The organism is Candidatus Melainabacteria bacterium RIFOXYA2_FULL_32_9 (genome assembly GCA_001784615.1).
In the GTDB taxonomy this organism is placed as follows: Bacteria; Cyanobacteriota; Vampirovibrionia; order Gastranaerophilales; family UBA9579; genus UBA9579.
Genome location: MFRQ01000162.1, coordinates 1 through 20,452 on the forward strand (window position 1 = coordinate 1; position 20,452 = coordinate 20,452).

Genomic DNA, 20,452 nt, shown 5'->3' on the forward strand with positions numbered 1-20,452 from the left:
CTTTAAATCTATTGATATCAAACATTCTGATCAAAAAGATTTTATATCTACAGGTCCAGTTTATATAGAAATAGCCTTACCTTCTTTACTCAGAAAAAAAGTGGTTATCAGAGAAATCAAAAGTGAAAGACCAACACTTTACCTTGCAAGATTACAAAACGGTAAATTCGATATAGAACAGTTAATTCCGGAAAGAAAGGAAAGACCCGAAGAATATGAGGTTATCTTCAGAAATACAAATATTATAATTAATAACTACAGGTTATATTTCAAAGATCAATTCATTGAACCAGCCCAAAGTTACACAATTATAGGACAAAAAATCAGAATAAATGACCTGGATCCTGACAAATTCATCAGAGTAGCAGCAAAAGGCCAGATTGTAGTACCTAATAAAACAAATACTATATTTGATTTCATATTTGCCACAGAACTTCCCATAGAAGAACAAAAACTTTGGGAAAATGAGCTAACGCTAAAAGGTGAAATTAAAAACATCTATCCTGATATGTATCTGCCTTATATAAACAAATATACTCCTTATCAATATTCAGCTATATCCGGCTTAGGGGATTTAGAATTCAATATTAATATGACAAAGTCAAGATTAATACCTAATACATTCTCTATTGAAAGCACATTTAGAAATCTTGCTGCAAAAAACAAAATAATTTTTAACTTACCTAACACTACAAAAATTATACTCAGAGGAAATGTTAATAGAGATAGTCTGGTATTAAGAGATGCAAATATTAGAAGAGAAGATGTAAGAGCCAGATTACAAGGTAATATTAATAACTATAGAACTAGAAATAGGATTTTGGATTTAAGATTAAATGTAGATAGAACCAGAATTTCCTCCTTGGTTTCCCTATTTCCACAAGGACTTAATCTACCTACAAGACCTTTAGCTGTCCTTCAAAAATATAATGTTAAGGGCAATTTATGGGTAGATGTAGCAATAAAAGGTAAACCCCAAGATTTAGATTTATTCGGCAACTTAAGATTTAATGAATTTTCAATGATCGTAGATTCAAAAAAAATACCTAAAGGTAGTGGCAGAGTTGATTTCAAAGGCAAAACTTACGCTATTGATGCAAGAGCTTTTGTTGATCCTACAGGATTTATAAAAACTACAGGAACCATAACTCCTTCGTTAAATAAATTAAATCTAAATGTAATCTCAAATTCTATAGATCTGGCTGAAGGTAAAAGATTATTACTTGCAATCAGTGACATATTCGGCTTTCCACTTGGTCCTGTAGCTCAAATTGCTGCATCAGGTAGAGGAAAAATCGATATTAATGTTAGTGGCCCGTTTGATAATATTAATCTACAAGGATATTTAAATTTTATTAATGCTCTGGTAAGTCATCCAGGCCTTTCAAAAAATGCTCACGATGTGGTAGGATTTATAAGATTCAGAGGTAACAGGGTTATTTACGACAATATTAAAGGATTTATCGAGCAATCCAGAGTAATTGCCAACGGATATAGTACTCTAGATGGCTTTAGTAATGTCAAATTAACGTTCTCTGAACTAAATCTTACCACAGCACACCAATTAATCCAGAATAGTCGACTGCTTGTAGAAGTGCAAAGTATTTTAAGAGATGTAAGGAATACGTCCGGCATAGCAGACGTTATAATATATTTAACTGGGGGGCCACGAGCTGTAGCTGCAAGTGGAAATATTATATTTCAAGGAGCTTCTCTCAGCTATGCTGGTCTGACACAACCAATAAGAGATTTAGTCGGACAACTAAGATTTGACCCACAAGGAGTATTTTTAAACAGCTTAAGAGGCAGAATTGCTCAAAGTCCAATAACAGCAGAAGGAACTGTTAGAGGAGCAATTGTAAATATAAATATATCATCTCCAAGATTAGATCTATTCGCTATAAGACAACTAATCCTGACAAGCCCTTTTTTAGTCACAGCTAAAGATGCGCTTCAAGATTTTACTTCGCTATCTGGGTTTGCTGATACAAGACTTAAGCTTGCAGGCAGAATCGATGAAGAGTTATTTCAGACCCTTCAGCTTGATGTCATTAATGCAGTTTTTCAACACAGACAAGCTGGATTTCCTGCAAGAATAACAGGAGGAAGGATTTTTCTAACACAAAACGCTATTTCGTTCAGAAATATTAGAGGAGTAGCACTAGGGGCTACAATAAGATTGACAGGAATAGTAACAGGACTGCCTGCACAGCTTAATCCTCAACTTAATATAATTGTTAGAAATCTTCCATTTAATAGAATCAGACAAGTAGCTCAATCACCCCTTGTTACACAGGATATCAGACAGATTCTTGATGAATTTACAGATTTAAGAGGTCAAATTAACGCTAATATTAGACTTTTACCTCAAACATACAGTGCTAATATTGGTTTTAATGAAACATTTGCAATATACCAGCCTGCTGATCTACCCATTGAAGTAAGTACAGGAAATTTAATTGTCACACCTCAAACAATCACACTTGAAAATTTATACACTATTTTATCTAATTCTTTCGTTTATTTAGATGGATTAATAAATAATTATCGAACTGAACCGGTATTGGATCTCCTAGCCTCAGCAAGAGTGAGCTCAGATGACATAGATGAATATATAAATCAATATTTAGAAGAACCCATAGTAGCAGAAGGGGCTATTCCCATAACAGCTCTAGCTCAAGGACAACTCGATGACTGGAGACTATCGGCTCAAATGACCTTACCAATAGGAACATCTTTATATTACAGAGAATATATCGGTTTACCTCAAGACAGGATCAGGGTTGCGAGTCTAAATGCAGAAGGAACACTAAACAGGATTGAGGTAGAAAATCTAGAAATTGCAGTAGGAGACGATATTACAAATGTAGGGCTTTCAGCATCTCCTTTACCCAATATTGCAACCAATTTAGAACGATTATTAGCCGCTCAAGGAACTATAAATGAACTACAAACAGAAGAACCTGTTTTTGAGAACTTCATAGTAACAACCCCAAATCCTCTGGATATTACCTTAATAAACCCAGTTATAGAAGATCAAACACAAAGAGCATTGTTTACATCAGGGGAATTTACAGCAAGAGCATTGCTTGAAGGCAATGTCTTTTCTCCTCAAGTGACTGGTAACGCTGCATTAAATGATGTACTAATTACAACAAGACAAACACTTATTGATTACGCAAACCTTGAATTTAACGTTGATAATATTATATTAACTGACAGCAACATAAATATAGCCGGTTCCCCAATGAGAGTAGCAGCAATAGCTGATACTGATTTTACTCGGCCTGTAACTATTCAAGAAATGTCAATAAATTCATCCTCATTTAATGTAGATGAGATAACAGAGGCATTAAGACAGCCTGAAGAACAAATAACAAGAGAAGAAGAGGAGATAGCTCCTATTGTAGTTAATAGAGGTATATTAGTAGCAAACGAATTAATTATAGGCGATCTAATTACAACAAATTTCTCTTCCTGTTTTAACTTTGGGCCTGACTGGATACTTAATATGCCAAATATAGCTTTTGAATCATCAGGAGGACAAGCAGAGGGTAGACTATCATACAATATACAAACAACTGAATTAATAAGTAATCTTGCAGTTCATGGCATGCAGGCTAATGCTGTGGCCACCACTTTCCTAAGCACACCAAACGAAGTTTATGGAACATTAGAAGGTACAGCAGAATTTCGCACTCGAGGAAGGACAAGACAAGAATTAATAGCTAATGCCGATGGATTTGCAGACTTCTTAATTGTTGACGGACGGCTTGTCAGGCTTGGATCCCTTGAATATCTACTAAGAGCAGCAAATATTCTCCAAAGTGGAATAACAGGTTTAACTCTCAATAATATAATCGATGTTATTGCCCCAAGAGAAACTGGCACTTTTGAGGAACTCGGAGGAACATTAACAGCTTTGGATGGTATATTAACAACTGATAATTTATCTTCACGAGGTGAAAACCTTAGCCTTTTCCTTGAAGGTGAAATGGACATGCTTACAAATTATGCTGACATCACAATACTTGGCAGATTATCCAGGAGAATCGCTGGCTTATTAGGCCCAATAGGTAATATTTCAATTGGCACATTCATAGACATAGTTCCAGGAACAGAAATTCTTGATATAATTCCTGGTTTAGGACTTATACCATTCCTCGGTCTTGGAGAAGAAGGCGAAAGATTCAGAGAGTTTATTGTTGAGATTGAAGGCAATTTATATGATCCAAACGCTGTAAGAAACTTCTACTTTGTTGACTAATTATATAAGCACTAGCTTTTTATGAATCTATTACGGAAAGTTTCAAAAACAGTCTCTCCAATTACATCAAAATCCCAATTTATCATTGCTGAAGTATTCATCAATGATGGAATATAGCAGGTATAACAGGGTTTTGTTGCAAGATGATTAAAAGCCTCATCAAATCCAACTTCATGTATATTTTTAGCATCAAAAACTCCCTGCATGCCTTGACAAGGATAAACTCTACCATCTTCATCTATTACTATTTCATATATACCATACTGACATTTTATAGCTTTTTCACCAAGTAAACACTTGGAATCTTTTTCACTAGCGAATTTTTGCCTGTAATCAAGAGGCCAATTTAATACATACTTTAAGATTTTGGATGTTGTAAAAATAGGATACCCTTTTTTCTTGTAATCAAGAATTTTATGTTGATATTCAGTAATTGCCTCAGTTGTAGGAGATAAATCCTCTTCTCCTAAAACCTCATCACCTTTAAACAGATAATTTATTCCCCATTCTATCTTATTTTCCTTGACAAATTCTGCCATAAAATCAAGATCATCAATTACATACTTTGTTATGGTGGAATTTATTCTAATAGGGGTATTATAAAGCTCTTTTACAACCTTTATTGACTCCATCACCTTATCAAAGGTACCTTGCCCTCTGATAATATCATTTCCTTCCCTATTTCCATCGAGAGAAAAACATATATTATCCAGCAATCCAATTTCAGATATTTTCCTTAATCTATCTGGGAATTGACCATTAGTAGATATAGCTGTAACAATTCCTTTTTTATGAATATATTCAAAAATCCCACCTAGATCTTTGTGAAGAAGAGGCTCTCCTCCCTGAATAAGTATATAACGTGTTCCACGCTTATGTAGATCATCAACGAGAGCTTTAATGTCTTCCAATTTCCAATCAGGAGTCTGTCTATCTGTATAATGGCCAAAACAATAAGCACATCTCAAATTACATCTACTATTAATTACTAAATTGACATAAAAAGGATACGGCTTTTTATTAAAAGCCCTTATTGAAAGCATATAATATAATATTCTTGCTCTATCCCATATTCGATCTAATTCAGTTCGCTTTTTCATAAACTTTACCTTTCAGATAATTCAGAATGTCTGCAGAAATTTGTTCCGGCTTTAATCCAAACTGTGCTCTTAAAAATTCCTGACTTCCTACTACATCTACATATCTATCAGGAATTCCAAATTTTTTAAAACGTACATTCAGGTCTCTTTCGGTAATTACATCAGAAACACTACTTCCCAAGCCACCAATGACATTATGCTCTTCTATAGTAACTATAAGTTTATATTGTTTGGCAGTTTCTTCAATTAAATTTTTATCAATAGGCTTAACAGTATGCATGCTTATTAAGCCAGGATTTAATCCTTGATGTGTTAGCATTTCACATACCGTATATCCTGTTTCAAGCATATTACCGGTTGTAATAATTGCAACATCATTTCCCTGTAAAACCTTAATACCTTTACCGATTTCAAATTTTGGAGATTGCTGATGTATAACTTTCTCGCCACTTTTACCTAAACGCAAATATACAGGCCCCTGCACTTCAGACATTTTCTGCATTGCTAATTCAACTTCAACTGGATCGCCAGGGCAAATAATAGTCATATTAGGTAAACTGTTTAAAACAGCAATATCTTCTATTGTGTGATGCGTTGCACCACCCGCTCCATATGTCAGACCTCCTCCAATACCAACAAGAAAGACCGGAAGGTTTTGAAAGCATAAGTTAACTCTTATTTGCTCGAAACATCTCAGCGTAATAAATGGAGCTATAGCATATGTGAAAACTTTTTTTCCACTTAATGCCAATCCTGCTGCAACACCAATCATATTAGCTTCTGATATTCCGATATTAAGATATCTATCAGGAAAAGTCTCCTGAAACTCATCAAGAACCTTATATCCTGTATCAGAAGTTATAAAAAACATGTTTTCATCTTTATGAAAAAGTTCTTTTAAATTTCTTGTAAATGCGTCTCTCATAATTTAATCTTCCAACTCTTCAAGATATGAACTAACCTTATCCTGCGGCACAAGGAAATAGTGCCATTTTAAATCATCTTCAAACTCAGAAATCCCTTTACCTTTCATAGTACGAGCTATAACTATAGAAGGCTTTCCTGATTCAAAAGGACTCTCCTGTAATGCTTCTTTTAGTTTATTTACATCATGGCCATCTGTTTCTTTTACAGACCAGCCAAACGCTTCCCATTTTGCTTTAAAAGTACTTATAGGTTGTATATTTTCAACTCTATCATATCCTTGCAAGTTATTGGCATCAATAACTACAACCAGATTATCCAATTTTAATTTTGAAGCCAGCATAGCGGCTTCCCAAATTTGCCCTTCCTGACATTCACCATCACCAATAACCACATAAGTACGATATTTTTTATTATCAGTTTTGGCAGCAAGAGCAATACCGACACCAAGAGATAAACCTTGCCCAAGGGATCCGGTTGAAGCTTCAATACCTGGTAATGCACCCCTTTTTGGATGACCAAAAAGGACACTATTATCTGTTAGATATCCTTCAAGTAATAATTTATCAAAAAATCCCTTAAAAGCTAAAGTTGTATATAATACAGTTGAAGCATGCCCTTTACTTAAAATAAATCTATCCCTATCAGGATCATCCGGCGTAGGAATATTCATAATATCAAAATACAGAACTGTTATTATGTCTACGACAGATAATGCAGGACCTATATGTGGCCCCTTTTGATGCATTTTTATGAGGACTTTTCTTATTTCATTTGCTGTATATGCAGTATCATTTTTGACTGTTTCCATAAAATACCCTATTTTTTTACCTAACTAGTAAGATCATTTAACCACTTTTCAAGTTCATCAGATTTTACGGGAACATTTCCCACCTTACCTACAGCAATAGATGATATTCCTGATGCTATAACAGAGGATTCCATTAAATTAGCACCAGCACACATAGCAAGAGATAACCCGGAGAGCAATGAGTCTCCAGCTCCCATTACATCAACAGGATTCACATTTAAAGCAGGAAAATGCTGAGATTTTACAAGTGTTGTACTCCCATTTGAAATCTTTTGATAAGAAACCAAGCCATTTTCACCAAGAGTAACCACAAGATTTTTAAGTTGAAGCTTTTCTAAAAGTGTCATTCCTATCTTCTCTAAACCATTATATTTATCATTTAGAGCTAATCTTGCTTCTCTTTCAGTTGGAGTTATGAGCTCATAATCCATAAATTTCCCAATATCTCCAACTTGACTGCTACTTTGAGAATCCCCAAATAATCTTATATTATGGACTTTAGCAAGTTGAGATATTTCATTTATTAAGCGAGGCGTAATTACACCATAAGCAAAATCACTTATAATTATACCATCAAGATCATTTACCAATGTCTTAACATAGTTTATTAATGAGCTTTCAAGCTTTTCATTAATATAATGCTCTTTTAATCTTGAAACTCTGAGAACTTTCTGCTTTCCAACCATATATCTAATTTTGAAGGTTGTTTCTCGTTCTTTATCTATAACTAGTTTTGTTGTAATTCCATCTTTTGCCAATTCATCCTTTACAAATTTACCAGATAAATCATTACCAATAACTGAAGCAAAATAGCAATTTGCGCCTAACGCTTTAATATGCCTTGCAATTACAGCCGCTCCCCCAACATAATCTTTACTTTCCAATTCTCTAATGTTAATAATTGGAGCTTCTGCACTCATACCTAATGCATCACAGACAACATACTGATCAACAATACTATCTCCAATAACAAGAATTCTTAAATTCCTAAAAGAATTAAAATATTCTACTAACTTATCTTTTGAGATTTTCTGCTTTTCAATAGCTTTATTTAATTGATGCTTATTTCTCTCCATTAAATCAAAGAGATTATTATCTAAAAAATCTGAAGTACTGTATTCGACCTGACCAGAGCTAAAGACTACCTTCCCTTTTAATTTTTTAATCAGATCAATCTCATCCTGAATAGCCCGTAAATATTTACTAAACTCCTCACCTCTAACATATATATCAGGCTCAATAGCTTTTATTACATCTAAAATTGAAAAATCATTAAATATAACTACTTTATCTACCTTTTGTAAAGAAGCTACGCCTCTTGCACGCTCTTCAGTATCAAAAAATACACCTTTATTTTTGTCTTCAAGCCAATTATATCCCTGAACAGCTACAATTAAACAATCACCTTGCTGTTTTGCAAATTCAAGAAATCTTAAATGCCCTGGATGAATAGTATTAAAATGCCCTTGACAAAGAACTATCTCCTGATTTTGAGCTTTTTGCTCCTGGACATATTCCTTTAATTGATCAATATTTACTATTTTTTGATTAATATCCATCTAAATTCCCGTTATATAAAATTCACATGTGCACCAGGATGATCCAATTCCCATAAATATCTATTTATCTCATCCATACGACAATTTTCTCTGCAATTTTGCGCATTCATTTTATTTCTAATAAATTCATAAGATTCTTTTCTTTTATCCCCTTCCCAGACATCCTGAAAGCTTTTCTCATTTATATTACCATAACAGAATTTCTCATTTTCCAGGAAGGAGCTACATCCGTAAACTTCACCATTAGCCATAATATATCCCCAGAAAAATGGAACAGCATTACATCTGGAATATCTCTCCTGATCATTTAATAGCTTATTAATTGTATGACTTCTAAAAATAACCTTGAAATCATCTGAATTAAAGGATTGAAGTTTTCTTTCAAGATATACATATTTAGAATAATCAATATTCTCATAAGTATGAGTAACACTAGATAAATGCTGAGAATATGGCTTAATAACCAAATAATCAAAGCCTAAATTCTGTACTTCTTTTGCTAATTCAAGAGCTGTATCAAAATTATCAGGCAATAAAAGCATTTGAGCTCCAAGTGTACAAGAATAATTCTTTTCTTTTTTTATGGAACTTGCTAATTTCATATTATTTATAGCTATATCAAAATCTTTCTCACTTGTACCATGGATTTTTGCATATGTTTCAGCATTTCCTGCATTTATACTTACTTTAATCCATTTGCAGTGTTTAACATAAACATTGGTAGTTTTTTCAGTAAAAGGAACTATATTGGTAGTTAAAGCTGTATCAATTCCAACTTTTGTACATTGCTCAATAAGTTCAGGAAGTTCTTTATATAAAGTTGATTCTCCTTCACCTGCAAACATAATACTTTTAACGCCAAGTTCAGCCATTTCAGATATTCTATTTTTTAGGATTTCATATGGAATTTTCCTGTGTTTATATCCAATATAATCTTTTGCACAAAACACACACCTGTGATTACAATATCCTACAGGAGATATCTCAAGATATATTGGATAAATCTTTTTAGCCTCTTCCCAATTATTATGACCTTGCTCCCATTGAGCAACTCTTTGAGGATGAAAAATTAATTTATGATTATCTATTCTATAATCCTCAGCCATACACGACCCCAACTATTATCTAATCAACCGTCCTTAATAAGACAGATACAACTTCTGACAATCTTTCCATTTCCTGATTACAAAAAAGGTCTGTCAGTAAATGGAGATAATAAGCATGCCCTGATTCTGCAAAGCTATATTCACCAGAATTCAAATAAAGATTATAATCTCCAAGTTTTCTTAGAGAATTATCTTCTTTAAACGCAGTAAAAGTAATTACCGGGCTGTTATCAAAATTTTCTTTAACATATTTAGCAGCATTTACAACATTTTTTGACGCACCTGAGCTGCTTATTGCAATCAGACCGTCTCCATTTCTCATTACCTTATTTAATATTTGCATATAAGCTTCTTCATAAGAATAATCATTACTAAAACAGGTTAGTAATGCGCCCTCTGTAGGCGTAAAAGATGAAATTGAAGCATTTTTTGTAAAGTCAGCAGCAAAGTGTGCAGCTATTGAAGCACTGGCACCATTTCCGAGAAAATAAAGATTTTTCCCTGTTTTTCTTAGCTCATTTAAACAAGTTATAACTCTAAAAAACCATTCTTCCTGACTAACTTTATCATCATTAATGGTAACTTCTGCATTTTTTACTATTTCAAAAAAATTATTTATATGATGCTCTATTTTATTCTTTAATGCCATTTCTCACTCAGGTTTCTTGTATCAAATATTAGCCCTTTATCATAATTTAATCTTACCATAAAATATCTTTCTGAAGAGTCTATTGCACAACGATATCCTGTTAAGGGGAAACCATATAATGCATTTAGCTCTACCAGTTTAGAAAAGACATCTTTTGGAAAGTCACTCTTGCCTTCAGGAATTATGCTTAATATTTCTTTATTGAAGCAATATAATCCTGAATTAACCCAATTTTGCTTTTTATCTTTTATTTCATTTTCAGAAGGTCTTTCTAAAAATTTTACTACCTTATTATCATCATCCATTTCAACAATACTGTTGGATTTAATCCTTTCATGAACAATAATTGAAGCAATAGCATCTTTTTTAGATTTATGAAAATCCATTAATTCTCTATAATCTTGATTTGTCACTATATCCCCATAAAGAACAAGAAAGTTCTCTGACTCCGATAAAATATTTTCAACTTTCTTAACAGCACCTGCTGTTCCCAATGGAACATCTTCATAGCTATAAACAATTTCCACTCCCCATTTTCTACCGTCTCCAAAATAAGAAGTTATCTGATCTGCAAGGTAATGAAGATTTATGATTATTCTATTTATGCCAGATTTCTTTAAATTAATTATGGTATGCTCCAAAATTGGCTTATCTCCAATTTTAAGCATTGGTTTAGGAGTATTTTTAGTTAATTCATTCAACCTGGTACCAAAACCGGCGCATAAAATCATTGCCTGAGTCATCTTAATATCTCCTTTAGTTCAGAAATATTATTGACAACAAAGTCAGGAGCTATATTATCCGAGATATTAAGGTCAGTCTGAATCATTTTTTCAGTATGTTTACCTGTCAAACACTGAATTGTTTTACAACCAGCCAAATAACCGGCAATTATGTCAGAAAATCTATCACCAACCATAAAACTGCTGTTAAAATCTATATTAAACTCTTTCTGTGCCTCCAATAACATACCATGCTTAGGTTTCCTGCAATTACAGGCCATACGATATTCAGAGATATTTGCATCAGGATGATGAGGGCAATAATAGATTTTATCAATTTTAGCATTTTTATTCTGATTTAAGATTAATTGCTGAAATTCCTGATTCAACTTAATTAAATCTTCTTCCTGAATCAATCCTCGAGCAACTACAGGTTGATTGGTAATTACAAATATTTTAAACCCCAGATTACGACAATATGCAATGATATCAGCAGCATAATCATATAAATTTATTTCATTAATATCTGTAATATAATCATTATCAACGTTTAAAACGCCATCCCTATCAAAAAAAATAGCCTTATTCATATTATTTCCTAGGATAAATACTTAAACCAAGTCTTTGTAGCTTCTTGTATAGAATCTTTATCCCATACAGGGGCTTCCTTCCAGTAATCAATGTTTTCTAATATCCTTCTCACACCTTCTTCAATGGATACCTTTGGCGTCCAGTTTAGACTTTTCTTAATTTTTGAAATATCAGCATAAGTACAATCAGGTTCACCAGGTCTCTTAGGAATATATACGACATCCCCATCCAACAATTCTACAATTCTGTTTACGCTATATGTATCATCACTACCGACGTTCATAACCTCATTTACTATATCCGACTTTGCAGCTGTAAAAAATGCATCTGCAACATCAGTGACATAAGTAAAATCTCTAGTTTGAGCACCATCTCCAACAACAGTGAATGGTTTATTAGCAAGCTTTTGAGCTAAAAATACGCCAAACACAGCACCATAAGTTCCTGAAGTCCTAGATCTGGTACCATAGACATTAAATAATCGTAAAGCTACAACAGGAAGTTTATAAACCTTGCCCCAATGCATTACATACTGCTCTGCAATGTTTTTTGTTAAAGCATAAGGGTATTGAGGTCTTATTTCGGCAATTTCAGGAGTTGGATAGACATCAGGAATTCCATAGCAAGATGATGATGCCGCATATAAGAAGCGTTTAACGTTGTGTTTTACAGAAGCCTGAAGCACATTTACAGTTCCATCAACATTAGATCTATGATAATTAATAGGTTTTTCTATTGAAGGAACTATATCAGCAAGAGCAGCAAGATGAAATACCCAATCAATATCCTCAAAATAAGGGGCAATTTTATCATATTCAACTATATCTGCTTCAATTAATCTTAAGTTTGGATTATCTTTATGATGCAGAAGATTTTGAGGTCTACCTGTAGAAAAATTATCTAAAACAGTGACATCGTGGCCTTCATCAAGTAACAAATCAACCAAATGTGATCCGATAAAGCCCGCCCCACCAGTTACAATAATCTTCATTGATTGAGAATTACACATTTCCGACTCCCGATAATATTATATAAAATTAACGTGCATAGGTGGATTTCCTGACGTTTCAGATAACTCCGCTTTGCCTAATTTAAAATCCCACAAAAACTCATTTACTTTATGCTGAAGACATAAGGTTCCACAATCTTTTCTGGCATCGAAATCCTTGGAAGTAATATAATTCATAACTTCCCAATATCTTTCACTTTGCCATATTTCTTTAAAAGATTTTTCTTTAATATTTCCTATATGAAATTTTTCTTTATATTTGCTGTTAAAAAGCATGCCACAAGGAGCAACAAGGCCTGAACCAGACATCTGAATTATAAATGGAGCCCCAAAGCACTTTGAATACTCTCTTTTACCTTTGCTCAAAATTTTTGACCATTTTGCTTTTACAAGATAATTTTCGTCTGAATATTCTTCAGCCTCTTTAAGAAGACTAAAAAGCTCATCATATTTGTCATATTCAACACCCAGAGAACCATCTTCGTCATCTGAGCAATGTTTAATAACTAAATAATCGACACCCAATTCTTTACCTAGTTGAACCAACGGCATTATATCATTGGCAAATTGGGGTAATAGAACCATTTGCAGGCCTATAGTTACATCCAGCTTTTGCTTTTCTTTGATTTCAACAGCTTTCCTGATTGTATTAACAACTTTATGATATGCTTTTACATCCACTCCATGAATATGTGCGTATCTTTCAGGGGTTCCTGCTGAAATATTGAAACGAAAATAACTTAAAGCTGGTAAAATTTCCTCTAATCTTTCATCCTTTATAGGATAACCATTTGTACCTATTGCCATATCAAGTCCATTAGCTTTTCCGTGCAAAATAGCATCATATACATGAGGAGAATGTGCACTTTCTCCATCACTTACAAAGCTGATAGCCTTAACCCCAATCTCAGCAGCATCATCCAGAAATCTAAAAATTACATCTTTAGATAGGTTATAACCTTCATTCTGTTGCAAAGTACCGTAGCAATAAATACATTTATATGAACAAGCTCTAGTGAGAGCGCAATCTATAGTAATTGGAGCTATTCTCTCACCTCTTAACCAGGCTTCAACTCTCTCTTTATGCCATAAAACTTTATGTCCATCCAAAACAATTTTGTCTTGTAGCTTATTCACTACTTATTCCCCTCTCCATAAACCTACTTATTTATCAATATAGTTATTTGATTCAAATGATCTTGTACTTTGATTATACCAACTAAAATTATAAAGTATCATCTTATAATAAATTATAATTCAAATAGATTATTGAGTTGATATCTTGAATATAAATTAAATTCATCCATAAATAAATTTTGTTTTACAATAAAAGCAAGAAAATAAATAGATGAATTCTAGATTTTTACAGTTGGAGAAGTGAAGTGGAAGAGAAGATTCTTCAAAAAAATGCAGAATTAGAAGATAATAATTGGTGGCATATTAGCAGACGTAAAATAATAGAGACTGCAATTGAAAAATATATTGGCAAATTTCCTGCTGATGCACAGATTCTTGATGTTGGATGCGGAACAGGTGGAAACTTTGACTTAATTTGTAATTACAGTAAAAATATTTCCGGAATAGAGTCAGATTCATATGCTCTAGGGATAGCCAGACAAAAATATGCATCTATTAATATTTCTCAAGGCGACTTACCCTACAATATACCTGTTCAAGAAAATAATTTTGATGCAATTTTTTTACTTGATGTACTCGAACACATTGATGATGATTTATCTTCTTTGCAAACACTTTTTTCAAAATTAAAATCGGGTGGACATTTAATAATAACGGTTCCAGCTTTTAATTTTTTATGGAGTAACCATGATACAGTAAATCATCATAAAAGAAGATACTCATTAAATGAACTAATTGGGAAAGTCAAGAAAAATAGCTTCCAAATTAAATGTGCAAGCTATTTTAATACATGGCTATTCCCATTAATTGCACTTGTAAGAATTATAAAAAGCAAAACACCAACGTTAAAAGATAAAAGCGATCTTTTCACACCACCTAAAGCTGTAAATAATATCCTTACCTGCATAATGTCTAGTGAGAGGTTCTTTATTAGAGATTCAAAGCTTCCGTTTGGGGTATCAATTATTGTTATAGCTCAAAAGCCGTAATTTATAACTAATAATCTCATTTTACTCATCTCTCACTTCATATTATAATTAACCTGAATAGCTAGTTAGCTAAAACCAGCATGAATATTGAGTAAAAATTCTCAAAAATTATAGAGAATCCCCAAAGAGGCGAAGCCTCTTTGTTACCTATGGGTGGTTGTGGGTGGGTGTTTTGAGAATTTTTTAATAAAATTAATTAGCGATTGGGGTTAATTATGTGATACTATAAACCAGAATGTCTGGATAAGTAATTCTATATTTTATATGGTGTGTAAATTATGTACTTAGAATCAATTTTCTATGGAATTTCATTTTTCCTTATTATTTTAATTATTCATATAGCAATATGGCGATTAATTAAGCCTAAAAAGCATATGAGTTCAATATTTGCAATTTTTCTTGTAATACCTTTTATTATATTTATTGGGTTATTCGTCCTATCCATACAAGGAAAATTATTTAATTTTACAGAACTTTTAAAAACTTCTTTGTTATATTTAGCCCTTGCCTGTGCATATATTCAAACTTATCCTCCAGCACAAGCAAATGCACCGTCTTTACAAATAATCCATCTTATCGGTAAAGCCAAATCCAAAGGATTAACGGAAGAAGAAATAATGAATATCTTTAATCTCAATAATCTGGTACAAGATCGAATTGATGATCTCATTGTCGAAGGCTTTGTACTTGAAGAAGATGGTAAGCTTTACCTGAAAAATAAAGGTAAAATACTATCTACAACTTTTTATTTTTACCGCAAGCTTTACGGACTAAGTCAGGGAGAAGGTTAAGAGAAATATGGCTGAGAATTACTTAACATTAATAATACTTGCAATATCGCCATTAATGCTTATGATTTTTCATATTTTATTCATACGTATAATTCATTTATACAAATTAGACATATCAAACCAATTATCTCTGGTTTTAAGTATGTTATTTTTAAATATCCCATTACTTTTAGGGGTTTATCTTTTGAATAAAGACTTATCCAGCTTAATATATACATTTATTATTTATAATTCTCTTGCATATTCATATTTTCACTTCTTTAACCTGAGTGAAACAGCAAGGAGAATAAAGATTCTCCTCGAAATAAAACATAAAAAACACATAGTAATTGAAGAATTAACAAAGCATTATAAGCCTGATTTTATGGTCAAAACAAGACTCAAAAGGCTTATTGACTTAAAACAAATAAAAAAACAGGATAATAAATATATTTTAATCGGAAAATCTATGCTGGTTGGTGCTATACTGGTAAATATGTGGAGAAAGCTTCTGGGTTTTGAATAAAATGTGGTGTAAACGATGAAAGTCTTATTTATACAGAAATATGTTTTTGCTTACTTGGGTATTATATCAATAACAGGTTATTTACAAAAATATCAACATGAAAGTTCTGTACTTATTGATAATTTGATCGATAGAAAAGACTTAATTAAGAAAATAGAAGAAGAAAATCCAGATGTAATATGCTTTTCTCTAATGTCAACCGATCATTCCTGGTTTACTGAGATAATAAAGCCAATCAAAAGCAATTTTCCAGATATACCAATATTAGTAGGAGGTGTACACTCAATACTGTACCCTGAAGATATAGCCTCAATTCCAGAAGTTGACTATGTCTGTTACGGAGAAGGTGAAGCTACAATCCTCCAGCTTTTAGAATATCTGAAAAAAGAAAAAACAATTGATGAAGTTAATGGAATAGCTTACAAAAAAGATGGTGAAATTCATAAAAATCCTTTAAATAATCTTATTTCCTTAGATGATTTTACAGATAACAGAAAAATATATTTTGATCACTATAAAATCCTTAGAGAAATACCTTTTAAAGTATTTAACAGCTCAAGAGGCTGTCCATATACCTGCACTTTTTGTTCAAATAAGTATTTACAAAGAGTATTTAAAGGTACAGGCCCTTATGTAAGACAGAAACCAGTTGATCACTTCATTTCAGAGATAAAATACGTAAAAGATAATTACGATATGAAATTCGTATTTATAGCTGATGATCTTTTCACCTGGAATAAAGAATGGTTGAAAGAATTTTCTCAAAAATATAAAACAATTATAGGGATTCCCTTTTTCTGCACTGCTCGAGCTGATAGACTTGATGAAGAAATTGTACAATATCTTGCAGACGGTGGATGCACCTGTGTTTCTTGTGGAGTTGAGACAGGAAATCCAGAAATAAGAAAAGAAATTCTCAATAAAAATATTACAGATGAAGACTTTATAAGAGCAGGAAAATTACTCAGAAAAGCTGGTATTCTCTTACAAACATCTAATATGTTCTGTTTACCAAATGAAACAGTCGAAGATGCTATAAAAACTATTGATTTAAATATAAAAATGGGAACAGCTTTTACCTTATCAGCAATTTTAATGCCTTTTCCGAAAACAGATCTTGCAAATAAATGCATTGAAATGGGAATTCTAAAACCAGATTACTCTTTTAAAGATATGCCGGTATCTTTTGCGACAAATTCTGTCTTAAGTATAAAAGACAAAGATACAATTGAGAGGATCCAGAAAGTTTCATCTCTTGCAATTCAATATCCAAAACTTAGAAATCTTTTAATATTTTTAGCTAAACACGTAAAATTTAGACCTCTACATTTTGCTTTCTTTGTCCTAGGAACTATTCTTAGATTCCGTATTGAAAGAAACCTCAATATTTTTGAGACTTTCTGCCATTTATGGATTTATAGAAAAAACATTTAATTGACTTCTAGCACTTGCTTATTTCTATTTGTTATTCCCTGCCAGATAATAACAAATACCATCAAAGTCATTATTATTGGATTTAATAGAATATTTATATTATATAGTTCCCCTAAAATATAAATATATAAATAATCTTTAGGAATTAATAATAAGCCAAAAGACACTGCATAAAACATATCAAACTTTGATAAGTCCTTACTATCCCAAAATAACCATAATGGAATAAATAAATGTAATAACTTATAATCTCCAGAGATTGGAGTAAAAAGTATCGCTGAAAGAAGCAATAATGCTATCTTTTTCCAGAGCTGCTTTTCTACAAAGGCTACATAAGCTGCAATTAATGAAAATAAAGCTATTACTACTATAGAATATATCTTATAAGCCTTGATTAAAACATTAACGTCTAAGCTATTTTCAAGTTTAAATACAATAACAGGTAAAATTCCTGATATGGTATTAATCGTAATTACGCTATGCATCTTGAATATTAAGAGTTTTAATATTCCATACAAACTAGAGGAATATCCCAAACCCCAATTGCCTATTGCATAATCCATTACCACAGTAGTCATCCATTTTAATAGACAAATTATATTTGAAAATGCACTACCTTTTAGAATTACCAGACTTATTAAACTAATAAATAAAGTTAATAAAAGAGTATAAAATATCTCTTTATACTTTTTATCTGAGAAAAATAAAACTAAAAGTGTAATGGGATAAAGTTTCATAGCAATGGCAAAAGATAAAAATATAATACTTTTAGAGAAATCTTTTTTTACATAAAAATAAGTAAATAATGCTAAAAATATAAATAATACAAGCTCAAAATTTGCTCTATCTATAGCAAGCAAAAAAGGATATGTCATAAAAGAGAAAATAAAAACATATTTTATCAAAGTTATCTTGTTAAAAGACGGACATTGAAATTTTAAATTTTTATAGTTGAAATACACGAAAAAAAGAATAAAAGCAATGATCATAAACAAAAACGAGATCTTGGCAGATATTAGAGTAAATAAATAAATTACAAAATATGCGAATGGAAAATAATTTACATACATAAATGTCTGGCAATATGGATTCAAGTCTTTCGACAAATTATATACGTTAAAAAAGTCCATAAATTTATCGCCTGGAATAAATAAAAATGTGTTAAACGGATAATTCAGATTTAAATACGTGCCCAATATGTAATGATAAAAAACAGATAATACGAACCCAACAATAATTATCAGAGAAATAACATTTATTTTGCTTTCTTTATCCAATATTTCTCACTCCCACATCTATTTCTTAAGTATATCATAATGGAATACTACTATTTCTCTAAAATAATTAACGACTTAAGCTAAACTAATCAAGGAACTATATGGATTCATAATGATCTAAAAAGAATATTTAATATACATTCCGGCTCTTTGTGTATCATCTAAGATTATATGCTGGATATAAGAGGCATTTATCTGAATTCTCAAGTTGCTAATCCTTAAAAACGGGACTTCTTTTACTGAATATTCAAAAACAAGATCATTTTCCAATCTTTGTCTAAAATCAAGCTCATTATGCCTTGCAATTATATTAATATTATCTGTCAGAGAAAGGGCATTACTCACAAACCAATTATCTGAAAACCCTTTTTTCGATCCATAATTGTCTTCTCTTGAATATCCCCCTTTAATAGCATATTTTCCAGCCTTATAGCCTGTAAAAAAGCTATATGCATTTTGTTTTATAACACTGTTAGGATCGGTATTATATCCTCCGCCAATCTCAAGGTTGCCTAATTCAGGATATTTATACAAAGGTTTTATAGCAACTTGACCTCCTGTCGTAAGTTTTCCATCTCCTGTGAGCTTATCTTCCTGATTAGCTGCATTTAAAGAATAATCTAAAAATTCCCAGTCCCAACCAATTTTCATACTCAAATCATCAGATGATTTATTTTTTGCAGCTTGAGACTTATTGACTGCATTTAAAAAAACTTTGGATCTGGCTTCTTTTGGCCCAACTAATATTTTAGTTTGCCCCAAATATATTGTATTACTAGAATTAGAATTAACATTTGCTGAGAATAAGTTTTTTTGTTTATCCGACAAACTGCTTTTTACAATAGGCCTATTATTTAAATGATAATTTAATCTATTATTAAACTGAATTCCTGTAACATCAAGCTGCACCTCCTCCAAAGGCACCATCTCAAACATTGATGTACCACATTCTAACCTGCTAATCGACTCATTTAAATTATTATTTTCAGTGAGGTTTTCAGGCTCAGATTTTAAAACTTCTATTGGCGATAAATCCCGAGACTCTTTTGTTGAAATATCTTTTCCTAATACAGCCTGATTAAAACATAAACTCAATATTAGTAAGATTATATAAAAATCTTTTTTTAGCATAAGACCCCCAAAAAGATATTTTAATAAAGCAAAATAAAGAATGCAAGATAATTAAAAAGATGAAACAATACTGTTATCTGATGCAATTAAACTAATAAGAAAGCATTGAGCAAGCCGTAAAGTAATTATTAGCTAATCAAGTACTTTGTTAATGATTATGAAGGCTGGGAGCTTTCCTCTGTAATAAATCCATCATAGCTTTTTAAGAGAACACCAATATAAAAACCAACTCAAATTAACCAGCGACTGAAGTTAACTAATTTCTGCTTATAGATTGCCACGCAAGTATGATTATTTCTTAAAGTCACGATTCATGGCTCGCAATGACAATGCGAAGCACGTCGCGACATCCAAGATTATTTAAGTAGCAATTTGAACAAAACCAAAAATCTGACTATACTTGTACAGAAACTTAAAATACTATTGAAACATTTAACTGTAGCTAATATA

At 32.0% G+C, this 20,452-nt stretch carries 16 protein-coding genes and 1 pseudogene; 5 read left to right on the forward strand and 12 right to left on the reverse strand.

Annotated elements, in window-relative coordinates; all coding sequences use genetic code 11:
- A pseudogene (locus tag A2255_07070) lies at positions 1-4,267 on the forward strand (hypothetical protein).
- Positions 4,268-4,278: 11 nt separating this feature from the next.
- Here the strand turns inward: A2255_07070 and A2255_07075 are convergent.
- The 10 genes from A2255_07075 to A2255_07120 are packed head-to-tail and all read right to left on the reverse strand — an operon-like array spanning position 4,279 to position 13,875.
- Positions 4,279-5,367 carry a hypothetical protein gene (locus A2255_07075; protein OGI16904.1) on the reverse strand — a complete coding sequence of 363 codons (1,089 nt, stop codon included), beginning with the start codon at positions 5,365-5,367 and terminating at the stop codon, positions 4,279-4,281.
- Positions 5,351-6,292 (reverse strand): 1-deoxy-D-xylulose-5-phosphate synthase, encoded by a 942-nt coding sequence (locus A2255_07080; protein OGI16905.1) that lies wholly within the window; start codon positions 6,290-6,292, stop codon positions 5,351-5,353. The genes A2255_07075 and A2255_07080 overlap by 17 nt, the downstream gene beginning before the upstream one ends.
- A 3-nt stretch (positions 6,293-6,295) precedes the next feature.
- Positions 6,296-7,102 carry a hypothetical protein gene (locus A2255_07085; protein OGI16906.1) on the reverse strand — a complete coding sequence of 269 codons (807 nt, stop codon included), beginning with the start codon at positions 7,100-7,102 and terminating at the stop codon, positions 6,296-6,298.
- Positions 7,103-7,122: 20 nt separating this feature from the next.
- Positions 7,123-8,661 carry a hypothetical protein gene (locus A2255_07090; GenBank protein OGI16907.1) on the reverse strand — a complete coding sequence of 513 codons (1,539 nt, stop codon included), beginning with the start codon at positions 8,659-8,661 and terminating at the stop codon, positions 7,123-7,125.
- 11 nt (positions 8,662-8,672) lie between these two features.
- Complete coding sequence (locus tag A2255_07095; GenBank protein OGI16908.1) at positions 8,673-9,767, reverse strand: radical SAM protein; 1,095 nt, start codon at positions 9,765-9,767, stop codon at positions 8,673-8,675.
- A 19-nt stretch (positions 9,768-9,786) separates the two neighbouring features.
- Positions 9,787-10,416 (reverse strand): hypothetical protein, encoded by a 630-nt coding sequence (locus A2255_07100; protein OGI16909.1) that lies wholly within the window; start codon positions 10,414-10,416, stop codon positions 9,787-9,789.
- Complete coding sequence (locus A2255_07105) at positions 10,407-11,159, reverse strand: hypothetical protein (protein ID OGI16910.1); 753 nt, start codon at positions 11,157-11,159, stop codon at positions 10,407-10,409. The genes A2255_07100 and A2255_07105 overlap by 10 nt, the downstream gene beginning before the upstream one ends.
- Positions 11,156-11,728, reverse strand: coding sequence for a hypothetical protein (locus tag A2255_07110; GenBank protein ID OGI16911.1), 573 nt, complete (start codon positions 11,726-11,728; stop codon positions 11,156-11,158). Before A2255_07110 ends, A2255_07105 begins: the two co-directional genes overlap by 4 nt.
- 8 nt (positions 11,729-11,736) lie before the next feature.
- Positions 11,737-12,720, reverse strand: a complete 984-nt coding sequence (locus A2255_07115) for an NAD-dependent dehydratase (GenBank protein OGI16931.1) — start codon at positions 12,718-12,720, stop codon at positions 11,737-11,739.
- 36 nt (positions 12,721-12,756) lie between these two features.
- Positions 12,757-13,875: a radical SAM protein gene (locus A2255_07120; protein OGI16912.1), complete on the reverse strand. Its 1,119-nt coding sequence runs from the start codon at positions 13,873-13,875 to the stop codon at positions 12,757-12,759.
- 245 nt (positions 13,876-14,120) lie between these two features.
- On the opposite strand from A2255_07120, the gene A2255_07125 reads away from it, so the two are divergent.
- From A2255_07125 to A2255_07140, 4 genes are all read left to right on the forward strand, one after another.
- Positions 14,121-14,864, forward strand: a complete 744-nt coding sequence (locus A2255_07125) for a hypothetical protein (GenBank protein OGI16913.1) — start codon at positions 14,121-14,123, stop codon at positions 14,862-14,864.
- A gap of 278 nt (positions 14,865-15,142) precedes the next feature.
- The gene (locus A2255_07130; protein ID OGI16914.1) at positions 15,143-15,655 is read left to right on the forward strand and encodes a hypothetical protein; all 513 of its coding nucleotides are present in this window, start codon (positions 15,143-15,145) and stop codon (positions 15,653-15,655) included.
- A gap of 7 nt (positions 15,656-15,662) precedes the next feature.
- On the forward strand, positions 15,663-16,160 hold the full coding sequence (locus A2255_07135; GenBank protein OGI16915.1) for a hypothetical protein: 498 nt from the start codon (positions 15,663-15,665) through the stop codon (positions 16,158-16,160).
- A gap of 15 nt (positions 16,161-16,175) precedes the next feature.
- Positions 16,176-17,594 carry a hypothetical protein gene (locus A2255_07140; protein ID OGI16916.1) on the forward strand — a complete coding sequence of 473 codons (1,419 nt, stop codon included), beginning with the start codon at positions 16,176-16,178 and terminating at the stop codon, positions 17,592-17,594.
- On the opposite strand, the gene A2255_07145 is transcribed toward A2255_07140, so the two are convergent.
- Both A2255_07145 and A2255_07150 read right to left on the reverse strand, forming a co-directional pair.
- Positions 17,591-18,469, reverse strand: coding sequence for a hypothetical protein (locus A2255_07145; protein OGI16917.1), 879 nt, complete (start codon positions 18,467-18,469; stop codon positions 17,591-17,593). The genes A2255_07140 and A2255_07145 overlap by 4 nt on opposite strands.
- Positions 18,470-18,988: 519 nt before the next feature.
- Positions 18,989-20,002 carry a hypothetical protein gene (locus A2255_07150; GenBank protein OGI16918.1) on the reverse strand — a complete coding sequence of 338 codons (1,014 nt, stop codon included), beginning with the start codon at positions 20,000-20,002 and terminating at the stop codon, positions 18,989-18,991.
- Positions 20,003-20,452: the final 450 nt, after the last annotated feature.

Coding starts and splice junctions, on each gene's coding strand:
- A2255_07075 (OGI16904.1), bottom strand. CDS start 5,367: ATGAAAAAGCGAACTGAATTAGATCGAATATGGGATAGAGCAAGAATA.
- A2255_07080 (OGI16905.1), bottom strand. CDS start 6,292: ATGAGAGACGCATTTACAAGAAATTTAAAAGAACTTTTTCATAAAGAT.
- A2255_07085 (OGI16906.1), bottom strand. CDS start 7,102: ATGGAAACAGTCAAAAATGATACTGCATATACAGCAAATGAAATAAGA.
- A2255_07090 (OGI16907.1), bottom strand. CDS start 8,661: ATGGATATTAATCAAAAAATAGTAAATATTGATCAATTAAAGGAATAT.
- A2255_07095 (OGI16908.1), bottom strand. CDS start 9,767: ATGGCTGAGGATTATAGAATAGATAATCATAAATTAATTTTTCATCCT.
- A2255_07100 (OGI16909.1), bottom strand. CDS start 10,416: ATGGCATTAAAGAATAAAATAGAGCATCATATAAATAATTTTTTTGAA.
- A2255_07105 (OGI16910.1), bottom strand. CDS start 11,159: ATGACTCAGGCAATGATTTTATGCGCCGGTTTTGGTACCAGGTTGAAT.
- A2255_07110 (OGI16911.1), bottom strand. CDS start 11,728: ATGAATAAGGCTATTTTTTTTGATAGGGATGGCGTTTTAAACGTTGAT.
- A2255_07115 (OGI16931.1), bottom strand. CDS start 12,720: ATGAAGATTATTGTAACTGGTGGGGCGGGCTTTATCGGATCACATTTG.
- A2255_07130 (OGI16914.1), top strand. CDS start 15,143: ATGTACTTAGAATCAATTTTCTATGGAATTTCATTTTTCCTTATTATT.
- A2255_07135 (OGI16915.1), top strand. CDS start 15,663: ATGGCTGAGAATTACTTAACATTAATAATACTTGCAATATCGCCATTA.
- A2255_07140 (OGI16916.1), top strand. CDS start 16,176: ATGAAAGTCTTATTTATACAGAAATATGTTTTTGCTTACTTGGGTATT.
- A2255_07145 (OGI16917.1), bottom strand. CDS start 18,469: ATGACATATCCTTTTTTGCTTGCTATAGATAGAGCAAATTTTGAGCTT.
- A2255_07150 (OGI16918.1), bottom strand. CDS start 20,002: ATGCTAAAAAAAGATTTTTATATAATCTTACTAATATTGAGTTTATGT.